Origin of the sequence: Nocardia jiangxiensis NBRC 101359 (assembly GCF_000308615.1) — a bacterium.
Classification (GTDB): domain Bacteria; phylum Actinomycetota; class Actinomycetes; order Mycobacteriales; family Mycobacteriaceae; genus Nocardia; species Nocardia jiangxiensis.
Genome location: NZ_BAGB01000049.1, coordinates 77,486 through 96,112 on the forward strand (window position 1 = coordinate 77,486; position 18,627 = coordinate 96,112).

Genomic DNA, 18,627 nt, shown 5'->3' on the forward strand with positions numbered 1-18,627 from the left:
GATATGTGGGAGCTGCGGGACAAGGTCGCCGTCGCAGGGGTCGGATACAGCGAACTCGGCCGGCGGTTGCCTCGCACGCTCGCGGCGCTCACCGTCGAGGCGTGCGATCGCGCACTCGCCGACGCGGGCCTCACCCGCGCCGATGTGGACGGGATCGCCACCTCCCCGTCGATGCCGCGCTACGGCGGGACGAAGGGCACCGGCGAGGGCATCGACGTCGTCACGCCGTACTACCTGCCGGAACTGCTCGGCCTCGAGTCGCAGATCACCTGGACCGGATCCACCAACGGCATGGTGACGCAGAGCCTGATGGACGCCGCGATGGCGATCCACTCCGGGGTGTGCACGCACGCGATCGTCTACCGTTCGCTGCATGTGCCCACAGGGCGATACATCAACTACGACAACACGATCGCCGCGGGACCGGACCAGTTCCAGGCCCCGTTCGGCTTCAGCATGCCGCCCGCGTGGGCCGCGACCGTGCTGCGCCGATACCTCGATCTGAACGGCCTGACCCGCGCGGACCTGAGTCCGTTCATCGTGGCCAACCGCGACAACGCGCAGAAGAACCCGAATGCGTACTGGCGCGGGAAGCCCCTGACCACCTCGGACTATCTGAACGCCCGGATGATCGCCGACCCGATGTCCATCCTGGACTGCGACCTGCCCGTCGACGGTGCGGTGGCGCTCCTGCTCACCTCCACGGAGCGGGCCCGGGATCTGCGGCAGCCACCGGCACTGCTCACCGGATTCGCCGCGGGAACGCACGCCGCGCCGACCGGTGCGGTGATGACGCTGGAAGATCTCCTCGAGGGCTCGGAGCAGATCGCACGGACGCTGTGGCGCACCAGCGGCCTCGGCCCGGCGGATATCGACAACGCCCAGTTGTACGACGGCTTCAGCGTTTTCGTGTACACCTGGCTGGAGGGGATGGGTTTCGTCGACCGCGGCGAGGCCGTGCCGTTCGCGCGCGACGGACACACCGCGTTGACCGGCAAGCTGCCGGTCAACACCGGCGGCGGCGCGCTCGGTGAGGGCCGCCTGCACGGTATGACCCATCTCGCCGAGGCGGTCCTACAGGTGACCGGACGGGGCGGAGAACGCCAGGTGCCCAACGCATCCCGGGCTCTGGTGACCGTCTCCAACGGACTGGCGAAATCGACCGCGTTCGTGTTCAGCCGGGACCACTGAGCCCCGGCCGCACGTCCTCAGTGCCCGGCGAACTTTCCCTTGGCGAAGCTCGCCGGGCCCGGGGCGTTGGTATAGCCCGCATCGGCGAACAGCTCACTGCCGGTGACGAATGCGGAGTCCGCACTCGCCAGGAACGAGACCGCTCCGGCCACGTCCCCGGGAGCGCCCGGCCGCCCGACCAGGGGGCTGGGCGCCATCGCCCGCGCCGCCGCGTCGAGATCGGCGGGGTCGTCGGCGAGCACGGCCGCGGTCATCGGTGAGACGATCGCCCCGGGCACAACGGAATTGACGCGAATGCCGTACTCGCGCACCTCGGCGGCGACCGACCGCACGAGCCCGGCGACACCGGCCTTGGTCGCGCTGTAGACGTGCGGGCCGACTCCGCCGACGATCCCGCCAGGACTGGCCGTGACGATGATCGACCCCCGCCCGCGCGGCCGCATGACGCGCACCGCGTGCTTGAGGCACAGCAACGTCCCGCGCAGGTTGACCGCGATCGTGCGATCCGCGTCGTCGGCGACGGTCTGCTCGATCGGCCCCAGCGCGCCGAAAACACCTGCGTTGGCGAAGAATACGTCGAGCGATCCGGCGCGGTCGACCAACGCCTCGATATCGTCCTCGCGGGTCACATCGGTGCGTACGAACTCGCCGCCGATCCGCTGAGCGACCATCCGTCCGAGCTCGTCCTGCACATCCGCGACCAGCACACGGAACCCGTCGGCGGCCAGCCGCTCGGCACATGCGGCCCCGATCCCGCTCGCACCGCCGGTGACGATCGCACTACGGTCAGCCATGGACGACCGCCCGCGCGAATTGCTCTGTCCTCATGCCCTTCTCCCAACTCGCCGCAATACCGACGGCCGACCGGGTGATGCCTCAGACCGAGGTGATCGCGGCGGCCATGCCCTGACCGCCGCCGATGCACATCGTCAGCAGTGCGCGACCGCCGCCGCGGCGCTGCAACTCGTACAACGCCGTGGTCAGCATGCGCACACCGGTCGCGCCGATCGGGTGGCCGAGCGAGATTCCGGAACCGTTGACGTTCAACCTGTCCCGGTCGTCCCAGCCCCAGCCGCGCAGCACGCCGAGCACCTGGCAGGCGAATGCCTCGTTCAGCTCGACCAATTCGAAGTCGTCGAAGCCGTATCCGTTGCGCGCGAACAGTTTCTCCACGGCGGCCACCGGTCCGAGGCCCATCAGCGCCGGATCGCATCCGGCGGCGGTCCAGCCGTCGAGGAAGCCGATCGGCTCGAGTCCCAGCTCGTCCAGGCGGTCCTCGGCGACGACGAGCACCGCTGCCGCGGCATCGTTCTGCTGGCTCGCATTGCCCGCGGTCACCACTCCGCCGGGCGTGACCGCTCGCAGCTTCGCGAGCGATTCGGGGGTGGTGTCCGGCCGGATCCCTTCGTCGCGAACGAATTTCGTCACGTTACCCTTGCGGTCGGTGACCTCGACGGGAACGACCTCGGCATCGAATCGTCCTGTCTCCCATGCCTCGTGGGCGCGGCGGTGACTTTCCGCGGCGAGGATGTCGGACTCCGCGCGAGTGATCTCGTAACGGGCAGCGACGTTCTCGGCGGTTTCGATCATTCCGCTGATCGGGCCGAAACGCCATTCCGGCTGCGAACGTTCCCGCCCACGATCGAGGCGGTCGAACAGTTGCAGACCACCGGCACGCGTACCCCAGCGAGCCCCGGTCGTGTAGTGCTCGATACTGCTCATCGACTCCACGCCACCGGCCACGACGACATCCGCGGCCCCGGTCTGCACCATCATCGCGGCGGTCACCACCGCCTGTAGTCCGGTCCCGCAGCGGCGGTCGGTCTGCAATCCGGCCACCGAGATGGGCAGGCCCGCGTCCAGGGCCGCCCACCGGCCGATACAGGGGGCCTCCGAATTCGCGTAGGACTGCCCCATCGCGACGTCGTCGATCCGCTCGGGATCGATTCCCGAACGCGAGACCGTCTCGGCCAGAACCGTTTTCGCCAGAGTTGCCGCGGGCACATCCTTCAGCGCGCCACCGAAGCGTCCGACCGCGGTGCGGACGGGGGCCACCAGCGCTGCACGTGTCGAGGTACCCATCGCGATCACAGACCTCCCATCGCGCCGGACAGCGGCATCCGGCCGCGCTCGCGCACCGTCCCCACCAGGAGAGTCTCTTCGTCGTTCAGGTAGTAGCTCACGCCCGATGCCCTCGTCATGTCGCGGGCTCACCGAGCCCGTAAGGATTGGTACGGCCATCGTCAGCCAGGTGAAAGAAAATGTCAATCATGATAAACATTTATAGAGACTTTGCCACCTGATTCCATCACTGTCGAGAGGTAGCACCATGAGCACCAACGGACGTCTGGCCGACAAGGTCGCCTTGATCACCGGCGCGGGATCGGGCCTCGGTCTGGCCTCGGCGGTTCGCTTCGCGAGCGAGGGAGCGGCCGTCGCCGTCGTCGACCTCGACAGCGCGGCGGCGACCTCGGCCGCCGAGCAGATCGTCGCGGCGGGCGGGCGCGCGCTGCCTGTCACCGCGAACATCACCGCCGACGCCGACGCACAGCGGATGATCGCCGAAGTTCTGGCGGAGTTCGGTCAGCTCGACGTCGTATTCGCGAACGCCGGGATCAACGGCGCCGGCAACGCCGCGGACACCACCGAGCAGGAGTGGGACCGGGTCATCGCGGTCAACCTCAAGGGCGTCTGGCTCACCTCGAAATACGCACTGCCCCATCTGATCGAACGCCGGACCGGATCGATCATCAACCAGGCCAGCATGGGCGGGCTGATCGGACTGCCCGCGATCTTCCCCTACGCCGCGGCCAAGGGCGGAGTCATCGCGATGACCAAGCAGATGGCCGTCACGTACGGACCGGACAACGTGCGCGTCAACGCGATCTGCCCCGGCACCATCCCGACCCCGCTGGTGTATCAGTCGCGCGTCGACCGCGGCGCGGCCGCACCGGATGCGGACCAGGCCGCCCTCGACGCCGATGCCGCCGCACGCTTTCCGCTGCGTCGCCTGGGCACCCCGGAGGATCTGGCCTCGATCGCGCTGTTCCTGGCCAGCGACGAGGCCGACTGGGTCACCGGCGGCATCTACACCGTCGACGGCGGCCGCAGCGCCTTCTGACCCGACATCTCCGGATAATTCCTGCGCATGATTATTAGCACCGTGTAGGATCGGCGGGGTGTCCGGCGCCTCGGGAGATCTGTCGCATCGCGTGCGCGACTGGGCCGAGAGCGGTGTGCCGCTGCTGACCGGACACGCCGACGGTCCACCGCTGATTCCTCCCGGCTCAGCGGCGACCGTCGCGCGGCGGCAGACCGACCGGATCGCCGCGGCGACCGGCGGCCGGGTCCGGCTCGACGGGGCCCGGTTGCTCTCCGAACGCGCCGCGTTCACCGGCTTCGGACGCGGCGGGAGCACCTCGGCGGGCGGGCACTGCCGCCTGCTGCCCACCGCCGACGGCTGGGCCGCGGTCAGCTGCGCCCGCCCCGATGATCCCGTCCTGCTCGGCGCACTCGTCTGCCGGGAAGTCGGCGACGATCCATCGCCCGATGTGTCGAGCTGGCTGCGCACGCACACCGGGGCCGAATTGGCCGAGCGGGCAGAACTTCTCGGAGTGGCCGCAGGGCCCGTTGCCCCGGTGGAGACAACCACGCCACAACCGCTACAGCCGCGCCCGGTGAACGGGCTGCGAGTGGTCGACTTCAGTGCGCTGTGGGCGGGACCGCTGTGTGCACACATCCTCGGTCTGGCGGGAGCGCACGTCATCAAGGTCGAGACGCCCACGCGACCCGACGGTGCGCGTCGCGGGAATCCGGACTTCTATCGCCTGCTGCACGCGGGTCACGAATCGGTCGTCCTGGATCCCGGCGACCGCGAACGGCGCAGCGCACTCGCCGACCTCGTCGCCTCCGCGGATATCGTGATCGAGGCCTCGCGCCCCCGGGCACTCGCCGGATTCGGGCTCGACGCAGAGGGTTTCGCCGAGTCCGGCGGAACCTGGATCTCGATCACGGCGCACGGCCGGGCATCCAACCGTATCGGATTCGGCGACGACATCGCCGCCTGCGCCGGACTCGTCGCCCACACCGATGACGGCACACCGGTTTTCGTGGGCGACGCGATCGCCGACCCCCTGACCGGACTGACCGCGGCGGTCCTGGCGATGTCGGCCCCCGCCGACGGCTCCGGCAAGCTGTGGGATGTCGCGATGTCCTCGGTCGTGGCCGCGACGCTGGATCCCGCGTCGGTCACCGAGCCGATCGACGAAGCGCGGATCCTCGCGCCGAGCCGCCGGGAGACGACCGGCGAGGCGCCGCCCAGCGGCCGCGACACCGACGCGGTGCTGGCCCGGCTGCGCAGGCAATCGGTATGACGGAGTTGCTGATTCGCGATGCCGAGGTTTCCGGGACGCGCACCGACGTACTGGTCCGGGACGGGCTCATCGCCGCGGTCGGAACGGCACCGGCGACACCCGGGATCCGCGTTCTCGACGCCGACGGCGGAGCGCTCCTGCCGGGCCTGCACGATCACCATCTGCATCTGCACGCGATGGCCGCCGACGCGAACTCCGTCCGCTGCGGTCCACCCCGAGTCCACACGGCCGGCGAACTCACCGAGGCGCTGGCCGCGGCCCCGGGTGACGGTTGGATCCGCGGGGTCGGCTACGTCGAGACCGTCGCCGGGATGCTCGATTCGACGACACTCGATGCGCTGCAACGCGAACGGCCGGTTCGCATTCAACATCGCAGCGGCGCGATGTGGACGCTCAACTCGGCCGCGGCCCGCCTCGTCGACCTGGATTCGGCGACGGAACACGGGGTGGAGCGCGATGCCGACGGTCGCGCCACCGGCCGCATCTGGCGGGCGGACACCTGGCTCCGAACGCGATTGCCCGACACCGGACCGCCCGATCTCACGCCGGTGGGTATGCGGCTGGCCCGGTTCGGGATCACCGGAATCACCGATGCCACACCGGATCTGAGCGCGGAATCGCTCACCGGCCTGATCGACGCGGCGGCCTCGGGGGCGATTCCGCAGCGGCTGAGCCTGCTGGGCGTTCCGCTCGGTCACCCCGGCGATCCCGCCGTCACGACCGGGCCGTACAAGATCGTCATCGCCGATTCCGACCTGCCCGATATCGAAACCCTGGAAGCCACTGTCCGGCAAGCACATTCGCTGCGCCGCCCGGTCGCGGTGCACTGCGTCAGCCGGGAGGCGCTGCTCATCCTGCTCGCCGTATTCGATGCCACCGGGTCGATCCCGGGCGATCGGATCGAACACGGTGCGCTGATTCCGGCGGAGTCCATCGAGGTGCTGCGACGCCTCGGAATCACCGTGGTGACCCAGCCCGGTTTCATCGCCGACCGCGGCGACGACTATCTGCGCCGGGTCGAGTCCCGCGATCTGCCGGATCTCTACCGCTGCCGGAGTCTGTGCGATGCCGGTGTGGGCCTTGCCCTTTCGAGCGATGCCCCCTACGGGCCCGCCGATCCCTGGCAGGTGATCGCCGCGGCCACCGTGCGTCGCGCTCCCGACGGCGTCCTGGTCGGGGCCGGGGAGACACTGCGGGCATCCGAGGCTCTCGGGTGCTACCTTGCGCCGCTGTTCGATCCGGGTGGCCGGGCGCGCACCGTCGTACCCGGCGCGGCGGCCGATCTGGTACTCATGGACCGGCCGATCGCGGAGGTGTATTCGCAGCCGAGTAGTGACGCGGTCCGCTGCACGCTCATCGGTGGACGAGTCGTCCACGAGCGGTAGCCGGACCGCGCCCCCGGTCAGATTCCGACGAGTTCGGCCAGCAGTTCGGTGTGATGCGCGTTGTTGCCGAGGATCGGTTCGGTCGCCTTCGCGCGACGGAAGTACAGATGCGGTTCCGCCTCCCAGGTGAACCCGATCCCGCCGTGCACCTGAATGTTCTGTGCCGCACAGAGAGTCAGGCATTCCGACGCCTGCGCCTTGGCCATCACCGCGACCCGGGGGAATTCGTCGTTGTCCTCGTTCGCGCACATCGAGGCGTACATGACCGTCGCCTGCGCGGAATCGATCGCGATGGCCATATCGGCGCACTTGTGCTTGATCGCCTGGAAGGATCCGATCGGACGGTTGAACTGGACGCGCTGCTTCGCGTAGTTCACGGCCATCTCGAGCACGGCCTCGCTGGCCCCGAGCGCCTCGTTCGCGAGCAGGGTGCGCACGAGGTTCACCACGCGGCCGATCGCGTCCGGGTCGGCTCCCAGGATCCGGGCCTGCGCGTCGGCAAGTTCGACCGTCGCCACCGGACGAGTCGGATCCAAAGATGTTCGCGCCGTGATGCTTACACCGCTCGCGCGCGCGTCGAGCACATACAGCGCCACCTCGTCACCGGCCGGGACCAGCGCCGGAACCACCAGCAGATCGGCCACATGCCCGAAGGCGACGTAGTCGAGTCGGCCCGTCAGCGTGGGAGCCGATCGATCACCCGTCGCGCGCACCCGCACGGAGCCGACCGCGGTGTCGTCCGATCCGCTCAGCGCCAACGCGCCGATCACACTGCCGTCCAACAGTTTCGGCAGCAGTTCACGGTGCTGCGCATCGGACCCGAGCCGCAGCACGGCTTCGATCGCCCCGGTGGTGGTGACCATCGGCACCGGTGTGAGGGCACGCCCCAATTCCTGTGCCACGATCACGGTTTCGAGGAAGCTGAACCCGCCGCCGCCGAACTTCTCCGCGACGTGCAGACCCGGAACGCCCATATTCGAGGCCAGCAGCCGCCAGGTGTCGGCATCGTGGCCGTCACTCGCGACGATCTCCCGCACGCGGGTCATGGGGGCACGTTCGGTCAGGAGACGGCGAAGCGAACTCCGAAACTCCTCCTGGTCTTCGTCGAATGCGAAGTACACGGTTGTCTTCCGTTCTTCCGTTTCGCCGTGGCTGCGGCGAAGTATCGAATCAGGCGCTGCGACGGCGGCCGATGTCCTGGAAGGGGCCGCCGTCGAGGCGGGGTTCCTTCGGCAGCCCGAGCAACTGCTCGCCGATGATGTTGCGCTGGATCTGCGAACTGCCGCCGTAGATGGTGGCGGCGCGGGCATACAGCGCGATGTCGGTCCAGCAGCGCGACGAATTGTCCGTGCCCGGGTTGGGCGTCACCAGGATGCCGTCGTTGCCGCCGCCGGTCGGGGTGAGCGCCTCGAGGCCGAGCACGTCCATGCCTACCTCGGTGAGTCGCTGGAAGAATTCGCTCCAGATCACCTTCGAGAACGACCCGTCCACGCCGTACGAGCCGCCGTTGAGCAGTTTGGTCAGGGCGCGATATCCGCGAAAACGCATGGTCTGCACCCGAGACCAGCACCACGCCAGTTCGGCGCGGATCCGCGGGTCGGTGGTCAGGCCGCGTTCGCGGGCGAGTTCGATCAATCGCTCCACCTCACGGCCGAAGCGGACCGCATCGGTGGTGGCGCGCACGCCGCGCTCGAAGCCCAGCAGCGTATTGGCGGTTTTCCAGCCGCCGCCCACACCGCCGAGCACATGCGACGCCGGGGTTCGCGCATCGGTGAAGAACACCTCGCTGAAGGCGACGTAACCGGCCGCGTTGACGATCGGCCGCACCTCCACGCCCGGCTGATCCATGGGCACCAGCAGGAACGACAATCCCTTGTGCTTGGCCACCGTCGGATCGGTGCGCGCGATCACGAAGATCCAGTTCGCGTTGTGCCCCTGCGACGTCCACGTCTTCTGACCGTTGATCACCCACTCGTCGCCGTCCAGGACGGCGCGGGTACGCATCCCGGCCAGATCGGAGCCCGCCTCGGGCTCCGAATAACCTTGGCACCACACGTGTTCCCCGGACAGCATGCGCGGCAGGAAGTACTCCTTCTGCTCCTCGGTGCCCAGCACGGTGAGGGTGTTGCCGAGCAGTTCGATGCCCAGGGTGTCGTTCTCGGTGCCGTCCGGCACGCCGAGTCGCATGAGCTCCTCGTTCAGCACGACCTGTTCGATGCTCGACAGACCGGCGCCGCCGAACTCCCGCGGCCACGACACCGCGAGAAGATCGTTGTCGGACAGGACCTTTCGCCAACTCTTCAGGAACTCTTCCTGTTCGGCGGCGGGCAGGGCGCCGATGCCTCGCCAGTCCCCGGGCAGTTCGGACTCGAGCAGCGCGCGGACCTCGGTGCGATAGGTCTCCGCCGCTGCGGGATAGGTGATGTCCATGGTTCAGGCTTCCTTCGCCGCAGCTACCGCGACCGTGGATAGAGCGCACACGGTCTCCATTAGGGTGGCGACCCGGTCGGCGGAATAGCCGAGTTCGCCGAGAATGTCGGCCGAATCCTGGCCCAGCCGCGGACTGCCGCCCTTGAACCGGCCCGGCGTCTCGGACAGGTGGATCACCATGCCGACCTCCCGTGACCAGCCGTATTCGGGATGGTGATGTTCGACCACCCGCCCCGACTCGACGGCCCACTCCTCCCACAGCAGCTCCGGCATGATCGGGTAGTCCAGCGGGATCTCGGCGGGGACCCGATTGCCGTCGAGCAGCGTGAATGCTTGCGCGCTGTCCAGTTCCGCGAATCGGGCGGTGAGCAGATCCGCGAGTGCGTCCGCGTTCGCGGCGCGGGCCGCGGTGCTCGTGAAGCGTTCCTCGGCGGCGAGATCGGCCAGGTCCAGCGCCGAGGCCAGCCTGCCGAAGGCGGCGTCACCGAATACCGCGATCGCGATCCAGCCGTCGGCGGTGCGGTACAGGCGGTAGAGCGGGGACAGGCCCATCTGCTGCGAGTCGAGCTGATGTGCGGGCACCGCGACGCCTTCCGGAGTGGCCGAGTGCTCGCTGATCACGAACAGACTCGAATGCAGTTGCGGGCTCTCGACATACTGCCCGGCACCGGTGTTCGCGCGATGGTGCAGCGCCAGCAGGACCGTGACGGCGCCGAGGAATCCGTTGTAGAGATCCTCGTTGCCGATCACGCGGCGGATCGGCGCATTGCCGGCGCCCGCGCCCTCGAAGTTCAGACCCACCAGTCCCGACACCAGCGGAGCGAAGGATTTCAACATCGACTTCGGTCCGCTCGAGCCGAATCCGGGGAGGTAGGCGTAGATCAGGTCCGGGTTGATCGACCGCAGCTGCTCGTACCCCAGGCCGATCTTCTCGGCCTTGCCGGGACGATAGTTCTGCATCACCACATCGGCCTCGGCGACCAGTCGGTGCGCGATCTCCTGTCCCTCGGCGGTGCGCAGGTCCAGGGCGATATTGCGCTTGCCGCGGTTGGCGGCCTCGAACAGGTCGCCGAGCGGGCGCATCTGATCACCGACCAGCGGCTCGATCTTGATCACGTCGGCGCCCAGATCCGAGAGCAGGCGTGCGCCGAACCCGGTCGCGAAGTAGGAACTGAAGTCCAGAATCTTCACGCCCTGCAGCGGTGCGCCGATCGCCTCGTCCACCGGCGCGGGCGCCCACAGCGGCGATCGGGTGATCTCGCCGATGCGCTCGTTGTGCGCGCCGACGCCGGGGGCCGGTTCGGGCGTCGCGGGCGAGGACTTCTCGAAGCGGATCACCGGGCCGATCTGCCGCAGCGTGCCGTGTTCGGCATCGGGGAGTTCGATCGCGACCTCGGCGAAGATCACCTGGTCGTCGGCGAAGGTCTCCTCGGGGTGCAGCACGGGCAACGCCGCGATGTCCGCGGCGTGGAACAGCTCGAGCCATTCGTCGCGGGGACGCGAGCGGAATGCCTGCGGCACCTTGTTCCGGGCGATGTCGAGTTCCACGTCGTCGAGCGGAACCGCCATCTCCGGACCGGCGATCGTCCGGGTCTGCTCGCCGAAGCCCAGCAGGTCCATCATTCGCTTGTAGGAGCCGGGCCCGCCGGTGTGCGGGATCAACCACTTCCCGTCCGCGCACTGGAAAGGGTCGGTGATCAGCCGTTTGTTGCCGAAACCCTTCTGGTTTCCACTGCGGGCGAGGTAGGAGATGTCCTTCTCGTTCCACCACCAGTTCATCGACGAGATCGCGAGCATCCCGTCGAGCAGCGAGGTGTCTACCTTCTGACCTGCGCCGTTGAGCTTGCGGGCCCGCAGCGCGGCGAGGATTCCGATCGTGGTGATGAATGCGGTGCCGTAGGAGACGGTCGGGTGGCCCATGAAGATCGGGCCGTCACGGTGACCGCCCTGCTCGGCCATCTGACCCAGGCGCGCGTTGAGCAGCGCCTCGTAGCCGGGGCGTCCCGCGAGCGGGCCGTCGTTGCCGTAGCCGGTGACCGAGCAGTACACCAGTTCGGGGAACAGCTCGTGGATCCGGTCGTAGCCGAGACCGAGCGCTTCGGCCCGGCCCGTGCCGAAGGATTCGACGAAGACGTCCGCACCGGCCAGGAGTTGTTCGGCGACCGCTCGTCCCTCGGGGGTGTCCAGGTCCGCCTCGACACTCCACTTGCCCCGGTCGGTCGACTTGCGCAGGGCCGAATCCGCGTCGACCGGGCCGCCGGGGCGCTCGAGTTTGACGACGCGGGCGCCGTAGTCGGCCAGCATCATCGTCGAGATGGCCGCCGGCATACCCCAGCTCGCATCGATCACGACGAGTCCGTCGAGTGGACCAGCCATCTGAACACTCCTTCTGTTACGCGAGTGCCGCACCGGTCCGGCGCGTTCGCGCACTGTCGACGGTGTTGCGGCACAAAGAATTTCGGCTCCGGCCGAAGTCCTAGTCCGAGGACGGCAGGGGCTTGGCGGTGAGTAGTTCCATGGGGGCTGCGTGGCAGCTGAAGCGGCCCGCACCCTTCTTGACGCAGATGACCTGGGTCTGGCAGGTGGCGCAGGTGTAGCGCTTACCGATCTCGTTCATCGTGGTGTTCTCTCTCCGGTCAGCTGCCGGCGAAGGTGATCTCGAGGGGGACGCCGCAGCAGGTCAGCGAGGACCCGCCCGCGGTGGTGACGATCGCCTCGGAGCCGCATTCGTTGCAGCGCAGGCGGCTCCCGCCGGAAGCCTGCGTACCTGGTGTGTTGTCGGACATCTCCGCTCCTCAGCCGTGAATGCATCGAACGGAGCGGACCGCGTCCACGTCGCACCGATGCGAAATCCTGTCGTAGATCACCATAATGATAGTCATGAATTAAGCCAAGGGATTCGGCCCGTCACATCAGACGGCCACCGGTCACCTCGAGCACAGTGCCCGTCATATAGCTCGACAGGTCGCTGGCCAGGAACAACACCACCGAGGCGATCTCGCTCGGCTCACCGGCGCGACCCATCGGGATATCGGCCATCTTCTGCTCCCAGATGCGCTCGGGCATCGCCTCGGTCATCGGCGTGCGCACCAGACCCGGCTGCACCGCGTTGACGCGGACGCCTTTGAAGGCGACCTCCTTCGCGGCAGCCTTGGTCAGACCGACGATCCCGGCTTTGGCCGCCGAGTAGTTGGTCTGCCCGAGCATGCCGACCTTGCCCGAGATCGAGGAGATGTTGACGATCGCGCCCGCGCCGCGCTCGCGCATCCGGTTCGCGGCCGACCGGGTGCCGTTCCACGCGCCCTTGAGGTGCACGGCGATGACGTCGTCGAAATCCTGCTCGCTCATCTTGCGCATCGTCGAATCCCGCGTCATACCCGCGTTGTTGACGAACACCCCGAGCGGTCCGAAGACGTCCTCGGCGACATCGACGGCCGCCTCCACGACGGCGCTGTCCCGGACATCGCAGCGCACATATCGGGCGACACCCGCGCCACCGAGTTCGGCCTCCGCCTTCGCACCCGCATCGTCGTTGACGTCCGCGAGCACGACCCGGGCGCCCTCGCGCACGAAGGTCCGCGCGATCTCGAGGCCGATCCCCTGCGCGGCTCCCGTCACGACGGCGACCCTGCCATCCAGTAGTCCCACTACCACTCCTGTTCGTCCGTGAATCCGATTCGACCGACGGCAACCGCCTCAGCGCGCTGCGCCCGCCGCTTTCCTCGCGGCGTTCACCAAACCGGCGCCGATGATCAGGCGCTGAATCTCGCTGGTGCCTTCGTAGAGCCGCAGCAGGCGCACATCCCGGTAGATCCGTTCGACCGGAACCTCACGCAGATATCCCGACCCGCCGTGCACCTGCACGGCGAGATCGGCTGCGCGGCCGACCATCTCGGTGCAGAACAGCTTGGCCGCGGACGGGCCGATCCGCCGGTCCTCCCCGGAGACGTAACGGGCCGCGACCTCACGCACCATCGCCCGACCCGCCATGACGCCGGTCGCGATATCGGCGATCATCGCCTGCACCAACTGGAAGTCCCCGATCGGAGTGCCACCCTGGGTCGCGGTCGCGGCGTAGGTACTCGCCTCGTCGAGGGCGCGCTGCGCCGTACCCACCGACAATGCCGCGATGTGCACGCGGCCGCGGGCCAGGGAGGTCATCGCGGCGCGGTAGCCGACATCCTCGCTACCACCCACGAGCGCCGCGCCGGGAACTCGGACGTCGGTGAAATGAACGTCGGCGGTCCAGGCTCCCTCCTGCCCCATCTTGCGATCCTTGGGGCCGACCTCGACTCCCGGCGTATCGGCGGGCACGAGGAAGACCGCGATCCCGGTGCCGTTCTCGTCGGCGGGCCGGGTCCGAGCGAACACGATGAACAGGTCCGCCAGCGGAGCATTGGTGATGAAACGCTTCTGACCGTTGATGACCCAATCGTCGCCGTCACGAACCGCCCTGGTCCGCAACCCGGCCGGATTGGATCCCGCCCCGGGCTCGGTGAGCGCGAACGAGGCCACGACGGCGCCGGAGGCGATACCCTCGAGCCACCGCGCCTTCTGCTCATCGGTGCCGAACCCCACCAGCACCTGCCCCGCGATGCCGTTGTTGGTGCCGAACATCGACCGCAGCGACAACGACGTGTAGCCGAATTCCATTGCCAGCTCGACGTCCTGGGTGAGGTCGAGTCCGAGCCCGCCCCACTCCTGCGGGATCGCGTAACCGAACAGACCCATCGCCGCCGCGTTCGCGCGGATGTCCGCGGGGATGCTGTCGGTATCCGCGATCTCCTGTTCGCGCGGCACCACTTGTTTGCGGATGAACTCGCGAGTCTGCGCCAGGATGTCAGCGAAATCTTCCGGGCTCACTGCCGAAGTGCTTGCCATGGTCGCAGTATTGCGCCAAAGAATCATGCTGTCAAATGCTATAGTTCGCACTATTATAATCAATTATCCACCCTTGCTCACTCCGAGCATCTACCGGAGGATTCCTGGATGCCCCCCACGAACCGCACGGATGGTCGTCCCCTCGCCGGACTTCGCATCGTCGAGATCTCGAGCTTCGTCGCCTCTCCCCTGTGCGGACTCACGCTGTGCCAGCTGGGCGCGGAGGTCATTCGCATCGACCCGCTCGGCGGCGCCGCAGACATCGACCGGTGGCCACTGACCGCCACCGGGGAATCGATCTACTGGACCGGACTCAACCGCGGCAAACGATCGCTGGCGCTGGATCTGCGCAGCGACTCGGGGCGCGACATCGTGCAACGCCTGATCACCGCTCCCGGCGACGGCGGCGGGATCCTGGTGACCAATGCGGGCGGACGAGACTGGCTCAGCCACGAAACACTGTCCGCGCTTCGCTCGGACGTCATCACGCTGGAACTGCTCGGCCGGCACGACGGCCGCCCGGCCGTGGACTACACCGTCAACGCCGCGCTGGGATTCCCGCAGATCACCGGCCCGCTGGAGCACAGCGGCGTGGTGAACCACGTCCTGCCCGCATGGGACGTCGCGGCGGGCCTGCATGCCGCGCTCGCGGTCACCGCCGCCGTCCATCGCCGCGCACTCACCGGGGCCGGTTCGCGGATCGTGTTACCGCTCGAGGATGTCGCCCTCGCGACGGCGGGCGCACTCGGTTACCTCACCGAGGTGCAGCTCAACGGCAGCGGTCGGCCCGCCACCGGCAACGCCGTATACGGAACGTACGGAACCGATTTCCTCACCGCCGACGGCGAACGCTTCATGGTCGTCGCGCTGACCTCGCGCCATTTCCGGGACCTGATGGCCGTCACCGGAACCGAGCAGCTCGTCGCCGCGGTGGAGTCGGCCCTGGGCGCCGACTTCGGCCGCGAAACCGACCGCTACGAGCATCGGGACGTGCTGACCGCGCTGTTCGCGCGCTGGTTCCGCACGCACAGCGCCGACCACGTCGGCCGGGAACTGGCCGCGTCCTCGGTGCTGCACGAGCGATACCGCAGCTTCGAGCAGGTGGTCCGATCCGGGGATCTGGACACCAATCCGCTGTTCGCCCAACTGACACAACCGCGGATCGGCGAGTATCTGGCTGCTGCCGCACCCGCCTCCTACGACGGCGTCCACCTGCGGACCGGACCGGCCGCGCGATTGGGCGGGGACGGCCCCGATGTCCTGCGCGAGGTGCTCGCGCTCGGCGATTCGGAGATCAGCGCACTGGAGAAAGCCGGTGTGCTCGCGATCTAGCGCGGTACGCAGCGACGAAGGGCCGCAGAGCATTTCCGGTTCGAGGAAGTGCTCTGCGGCCCTCTCGCGGCCATAGCTATCAGTCGAGTTCACCCAGTACATCGGCGAACTTCGCGCGCGCCTGCTCCTCGAGCACGGGCACGTGGTAGCTCGGGAACAATCCCTCGTGCGGTGTCGCATCGCGCAGCAGCTGACGGGCCAGCCCGATCTTGTGGATCTCGGTGGCGCCGTCGGCCAGACCCATGTGATACGCCTCGAACAGCCACTTGCCCAGCGGAAGTTCCTTGGACACACCCAGCGAACCGTGCAACTGCACCGCCCGCGAGGTCACATCGAGCAGCACCTTCGGCATCGCCGCCTTCACCGCCGCGATGTCCTTGATGACCTTGCGGTAGTCGTTCTCCTGATCGATCCGCCACGCGGTGCGCAGCACCAGCAGCCGGAACTGCTCGAGCTGCAGCCACGAATCGGCGATCATCTCCTGCACCAACTGCTTGTCCCCCAGCCTGCTGCCCCGCGTCGTGCGCGAGACGGCGCGCTCGAGCATCATGTCGAGCGAACGCTTGACCAGCCCGACCGTGCGCATCGCATGGTGGATGCGACCGCCGCCGAGGCGAGTCTGCGCCACCTCGAAGCCCTGCCCGACCCCACCGAGGATGTGGTCCTTCGGAATCCGCACATCGGTCCAGCGGGTGTAGGCGTGCGTGCCGACCTCGTAGTCGTGGCCCCACACACCGGTATTGCGGACGATCTCGAGTCCGGGCGTCTCGGCCGGGACGATGAACTGCGACAACCGCCGGTGCGGCTCGGCCTCCGGATCGGTCACGGCCATGACGATGTAGAACGACGCGAAGCGCGCGTTGGAGCCGAACCACTTCTCGCCGTTGATCACCCACTCGTCGCCGTCGAGCACGGCCGTGGTCTCGAACTCGACCGGATTCGACCCGCCCTGGGGCTCGGTCATCGCGTAACAGGAGACGATCTTGTTCTCGATGAGCGGCTCCAGGTACCGCCGCTTGAGCTCCGGAGTGCCGTAGTGCGCGAGGATCTCGGTGTTGCCGGAATCGGGCGCCTGCGAACCGAAGACGATCGGGCCCGAGTGGGTGCGCCCGACGATCTCGTTGAGCAGCGCCAGTTTCAGCTGACCGTAGCCGGGCCCGCCCAGTTCGGGTCCGAGATGTGTGGCCCACAGCCCCTTTTCCCGAACCTTGTCCTGCAGCGGCGGTATCAGCTTCTGCCGCAACGGATCCCGCAGATCCCACGCGTGGGTGATGACCTGGTCGATCGGCTCGACCTCGGTGGTGACGAACTCGTCGGCCCAGTCGAGCACCTTCTGATACTCGGGGTCGGTCTCGAATCCCCAGCTCATATCGTGGCTCCTGATCAGTTGGTAGGGAAAAGGTTTCGGTGTCTCCTCCAGAGGGAGGATCAGCGCATCGCGGTCCGGCCGCCGTCGACCGGGATGATCGCGCCGGAGGTGTAGGCAGCACCCGGGCCCGCGAGATACAGTGCAGCGCCGACGATCTCGTCGGGATTACCGGCGCGGCCCAGCGGCAGCGCCTTCATCTTCTCGGCGACGACGTCCATATCCCACGCCTTGCTGATATCGGTCAGGAAGGGACCGGCCATGATGGCGTTCACCCGCACGTCGGGCCCATACGCCTGGGCGAATCCCTTGGTCAGGACGTTGAGACCGGCCTTGGCCGCGGCGTAGGGCAGATCCTCCGGGGTGGGCCGCTCCGACGCGATCGAGCTGATGTTGATGATCGACCCGCCGCCGCCCGCGGCCATCCGCGGGCCGATCAGCGTCGTGAGCCGGAAGGCGCCCTTGAGGTTGACGTCGAACACCTTGTCGAACAGCGCCTCGGAGACCTCCTCCAGGCTCGGGTACAGCGGCGACATCCCGGCGTTGTTGACCAGGATGTCGACCTTGCCGAATTCGTCGTAGACCCGGGAAACCAAGCGCTCCTGCGCATCCCAGTCACCGACGTGGCACGCCACCGGCAGCGCACGCCGTCCGGTGGCCGCGGCGATCTCCGCCGCCAGCTTCTCGCAACTGTCGAGCTTGCGGCTGACGATCACCGTGTCGGCGCCGGCCCGCGCGAACGCGAGCACCATCTCACGGCCGAGTCCCCGGCTGCCGCCGGTGACCAGAGCGACCTTGCCGTCGAGCGGAAGAGTCGGAACAGTCATCGTTGTATCTCCTTGTCGGGCAGGCGAATACCGCGCTCAACGTGGGGCCATCCGGATCGCGCCGTCGAGCCGGACGACCTCGCCGTTGAGCATCGGGTTGGATACGATATGCGCTGCGAGAGAACCGAATTCGGCCGGATTTCCCAGCCGGGCGGGGTGCGGGGTCTGCGCGCCGAGGGATGCCTTGGCCGCGTCGTCCAGGCCCGCGAGCAGCGGGGTGTCGAACAGCCCCGGCGCGATGGAGACGACTCGGATCGCGAGCGATGCCAGATCCCGGGCCAACGGCAGCGTCATCCCGGCGACACCGGCCTTCGAGGCAGCGTAGGCGGCCTGGCCGATCTGTCCTTCGAAGGCCGCGACCGACGCGGTCGTCACGATGACACCGCGCTCCTCATCGTCGCGATCCAGGCGCGACATCCGCTCGGCGGCCAGCCGCACCACGTTGAACGTTCCGATCAGATTGATCGTCACGACGCGAGTGAACACGTCCAGCGGAAAGACGCCCTGGCGGCCGACGACCCGCAGCGACCGGCCCGTGCCCGCGCAACTGACGACCGCACGTAGCTCGCCGAATTCCTCGGCCGTGTCCAGAGCCCGCGCGACGGCGGACTCGTCGGTGATGTCCGCCGGAGCGAACACCGCGTTCTCCCCGAGTTCGGCGGCCACGGCCGCCCCCTGCGACGTCGGCAGATCGAGCAACACCACCTTCGATCCCAGATCGAGCATCTGCCGTGCCGTCGCCAGTCCGAGACCGGACGCGCCGCCGGTGATGAGCGTGACCTTACCGTTGATATCCACGAATGTGCCTTCCTCGGCTACTGTCGGAAATTCGTTGCGGGATG

Annotated in this window: 17 protein-coding genes; 5 read left to right on the forward strand and 12 right to left on the reverse strand. The window is 68.1% G+C overall.

All coding sequences use genetic code 11. The features are described from left to right. Positions 1 to 3 precede the first annotated feature (3 nt). Positions 4 to 1,191, forward strand: coding sequence for a thiolase C-terminal domain-containing protein (locus ON40_RS23370; RefSeq protein ID WP_040826131.1), 1,188 nt, complete (start codon positions 4 to 6; stop codon positions 1,189 to 1,191). Positions 1,192 to 1,208: 17 nt separating this feature from the next. Here ON40_RS23370 and ON40_RS23375 read toward each other — a convergent pair whose 3' ends face one another. Together ON40_RS23375 and ON40_RS23380 are read right to left on the reverse strand one after the other, a co-directional pair. Continuing rightward, the gene (locus ON40_RS23375; RefSeq protein ID WP_040826132.1) at positions 1,209 to 1,985 is read right to left on the reverse strand and encodes an SDR family NAD(P)-dependent oxidoreductase; all 777 of its coding nucleotides are present in this window, start codon (positions 1,983 to 1,985) and stop codon (positions 1,209 to 1,211) included. 82 nt (positions 1,986 to 2,067) lie between these two features. Beyond that, positions 2,068 to 3,273 carry an acetyl-CoA C-acetyltransferase gene (locus ON40_RS23380; protein ID WP_040826194.1) on the reverse strand — a complete coding sequence of 402 codons (1,206 nt, stop codon included), beginning with the start codon at positions 3,271 to 3,273 and terminating at the stop codon, positions 2,068 to 2,070. Between the two features lie 247 nt (positions 3,274 to 3,520). On the opposite strand from ON40_RS23380, the gene ON40_RS23385 reads away from it, so the two are divergent. Genes ON40_RS23385 through ON40_RS23395 form a run of 3 tightly spaced genes read left to right on the forward strand, consistent with a single transcriptional unit; the run spans position 3,521 to position 6,949 of the window. Continuing rightward, a complete protein-coding gene (locus ON40_RS23385) occupies positions 3,521 to 4,312 on the forward strand; it encodes an SDR family NAD(P)-dependent oxidoreductase (RefSeq protein ID WP_040826133.1) in 792 nt (263 codons plus the stop codon). A 58-nt stretch (positions 4,313 to 4,370) separates the two neighbouring features. Beyond that, positions 4,371 to 5,564: a CoA transferase gene (locus tag ON40_RS23390; protein WP_245567956.1), complete on the forward strand. Its 1,194-nt coding sequence runs from the start codon at positions 4,371 to 4,373 to the stop codon at positions 5,562 to 5,564. Next, positions 5,561 to 6,949, forward strand: a complete 1,389-nt coding sequence (locus ON40_RS23395) for an amidohydrolase family protein (RefSeq protein WP_040826135.1) — start codon at positions 5,561 to 5,563, stop codon at positions 6,947 to 6,949. The genes ON40_RS23390 and ON40_RS23395 overlap by 4 nt, the downstream gene beginning before the upstream one ends. A gap of 17 nt (positions 6,950 to 6,966) precedes the next feature. Here the strand turns inward: ON40_RS23395 and ON40_RS23400 are convergent, their stop codons facing one another. The 7 genes from ON40_RS23400 to ON40_RS23425 form a co-directional block, all read right to left on the reverse strand. Beyond that, entirely contained in the window at positions 6,967 to 8,070 is a 1,104-nt protein-coding gene (locus tag ON40_RS23400; RefSeq protein ID WP_040826136.1) for an acyl-CoA dehydrogenase family protein, read from the reverse strand. 49 nt (positions 8,071 to 8,119) lie between these two features. Then, a complete protein-coding gene (locus tag ON40_RS23405; protein WP_040826137.1) occupies positions 8,120 to 9,379 on the reverse strand; it encodes an acyl-CoA dehydrogenase family protein in 1,260 nt (419 codons plus the stop codon). 3 nt (positions 9,380 to 9,382) lie between these two features. Then, a complete protein-coding gene (locus ON40_RS23410) occupies positions 9,383 to 11,755 on the reverse strand; it encodes a CaiB/BaiF CoA transferase family protein (RefSeq protein ID WP_051193456.1) in 2,373 nt (790 codons plus the stop codon). Between the two features lie 100 nt (positions 11,756 to 11,855). After that, positions 11,856 to 11,996: a hypothetical protein gene (locus ON40_RS52035; protein ID WP_157186392.1), complete on the reverse strand. Its 141-nt coding sequence runs from the start codon at positions 11,994 to 11,996 to the stop codon at positions 11,856 to 11,858. 19 nt (positions 11,997 to 12,015) lie between these two features. Continuing rightward, on the reverse strand, positions 12,016 to 12,165 hold the full coding sequence (locus tag ON40_RS50080; protein WP_083895863.1) for a hypothetical protein: 150 nt from the start codon (positions 12,163 to 12,165) through the stop codon (positions 12,016 to 12,018). Positions 12,166 to 12,286: 121 nt separating this feature from the next. Beyond that, positions 12,287 to 13,027: a 3-oxoacyl-ACP reductase FabG gene (gene fabG, locus ON40_RS23420; protein WP_040826138.1), complete on the reverse strand. Its 741-nt coding sequence runs from the start codon at positions 13,025 to 13,027 to the stop codon at positions 12,287 to 12,289. A 48-nt stretch (positions 13,028 to 13,075) separates the two neighbouring features. Then, positions 13,076 to 14,260 carry an acyl-CoA dehydrogenase family protein gene (locus ON40_RS23425; RefSeq protein ID WP_040826139.1) on the reverse strand — a complete coding sequence of 395 codons (1,185 nt, stop codon included), beginning with the start codon at positions 14,258 to 14,260 and terminating at the stop codon, positions 13,076 to 13,078. Between the two features lie 108 nt (positions 14,261 to 14,368). Here ON40_RS23425 and ON40_RS23430 point away from each other — a divergent pair, with 108 nt between their 5' ends. Next, on the forward strand, positions 14,369 to 15,592 hold the full coding sequence (locus ON40_RS23430) for a CoA transferase (protein WP_040826140.1): 1,224 nt from the start codon (positions 14,369 to 14,371) through the stop codon (positions 15,590 to 15,592). A 79-nt stretch (positions 15,593 to 15,671) separates the two neighbouring features. Here the strand turns inward: ON40_RS23430 and ON40_RS23435 are convergent, their stop codons facing one another. Genes ON40_RS23435 through ON40_RS23445 form a run of 3 tightly spaced genes read right to left on the reverse strand, consistent with a single transcriptional unit; the run spans position 15,672 to position 18,583 of the window. After that, entirely contained in the window at positions 15,672 to 16,961 is a 1,290-nt protein-coding gene (locus tag ON40_RS23435) for an acyl-CoA dehydrogenase family protein (RefSeq protein ID WP_040826141.1), read from the reverse strand. Between the two features lie 59 nt (positions 16,962 to 17,020). Continuing rightward, on the reverse strand, positions 17,021 to 17,785 hold the full coding sequence (locus ON40_RS23440) for an SDR family NAD(P)-dependent oxidoreductase (protein WP_040826142.1): 765 nt from the start codon (positions 17,783 to 17,785) through the stop codon (positions 17,021 to 17,023). 36 nt (positions 17,786 to 17,821) lie between these two features. Further along, positions 17,822 to 18,583 (reverse strand): SDR family NAD(P)-dependent oxidoreductase, encoded by a 762-nt coding sequence (locus ON40_RS23445; RefSeq protein ID WP_040826143.1) that lies wholly within the window; start codon positions 18,581 to 18,583, stop codon positions 17,822 to 17,824. Positions 18,584 to 18,627 lie beyond the last annotated feature (44 nt).

Coding starts and splice junctions, on each gene's coding strand:
- ON40_RS23370 (WP_040826131.1), top strand. CDS start 4: ATGTGGGAGCTGCGGGACAAGGTCGCCGTCGCAGGGGTCGGATACAGC.
- ON40_RS23375 (WP_040826132.1), bottom strand. CDS start 1,985: ATGGCTGACCGTAGTGCGATCGTCACCGGCGGTGCGAGCGGGATCGGG.
- ON40_RS23380 (WP_040826194.1), bottom strand. CDS start 3,273: ATGGGTACCTCGACACGTGCAGCGCTGGTGGCCCCCGTCCGCACCGCG.
- ON40_RS23385 (WP_040826133.1), top strand. CDS start 3,521: ATGAGCACCAACGGACGTCTGGCCGACAAGGTCGCCTTGATCACCGGC.
- ON40_RS23395 (WP_040826135.1), top strand. CDS start 5,561: ATGACGGAGTTGCTGATTCGCGATGCCGAGGTTTCCGGGACGCGCACC.
- ON40_RS23405 (WP_040826137.1), bottom strand. CDS start 9,379: ATGGACATCACCTATCCCGCAGCGGCGGAGACCTATCGCACCGAGGTC.
- ON40_RS23410 (WP_051193456.1), bottom strand. CDS start 11,755: ATGGCTGGTCCACTCGACGGACTCGTCGTGATCGATGCGAGCTGGGGT.
- ON40_RS52035 (WP_157186392.1), bottom strand. CDS start 11,996: ATGAACGAGATCGGTAAGCGCTACACCTGCGCCACCTGCCAGACCCAG.
- ON40_RS50080 (WP_083895863.1), bottom strand. CDS start 12,165: ATGTCCGACAACACACCAGGTACGCAGGCTTCCGGCGGGAGCCGCCTG.
- ON40_RS23425 (WP_040826139.1), bottom strand. CDS start 14,260: ATGGCAAGCACTTCGGCAGTGAGCCCGGAAGATTTCGCTGACATCCTG.
- ON40_RS23430 (WP_040826140.1), top strand. CDS start 14,369: ATGCCCCCCACGAACCGCACGGATGGTCGTCCCCTCGCCGGACTTCGC.
- ON40_RS23435 (WP_040826141.1), bottom strand. CDS start 16,961: ATGAGCTGGGGATTCGAGACCGACCCCGAGTATCAGAAGGTGCTCGAC.
- ON40_RS23440 (WP_040826142.1), bottom strand. CDS start 17,785: ATGACTGTTCCGACTCTTCCGCTCGACGGCAAGGTCGCTCTGGTCACC.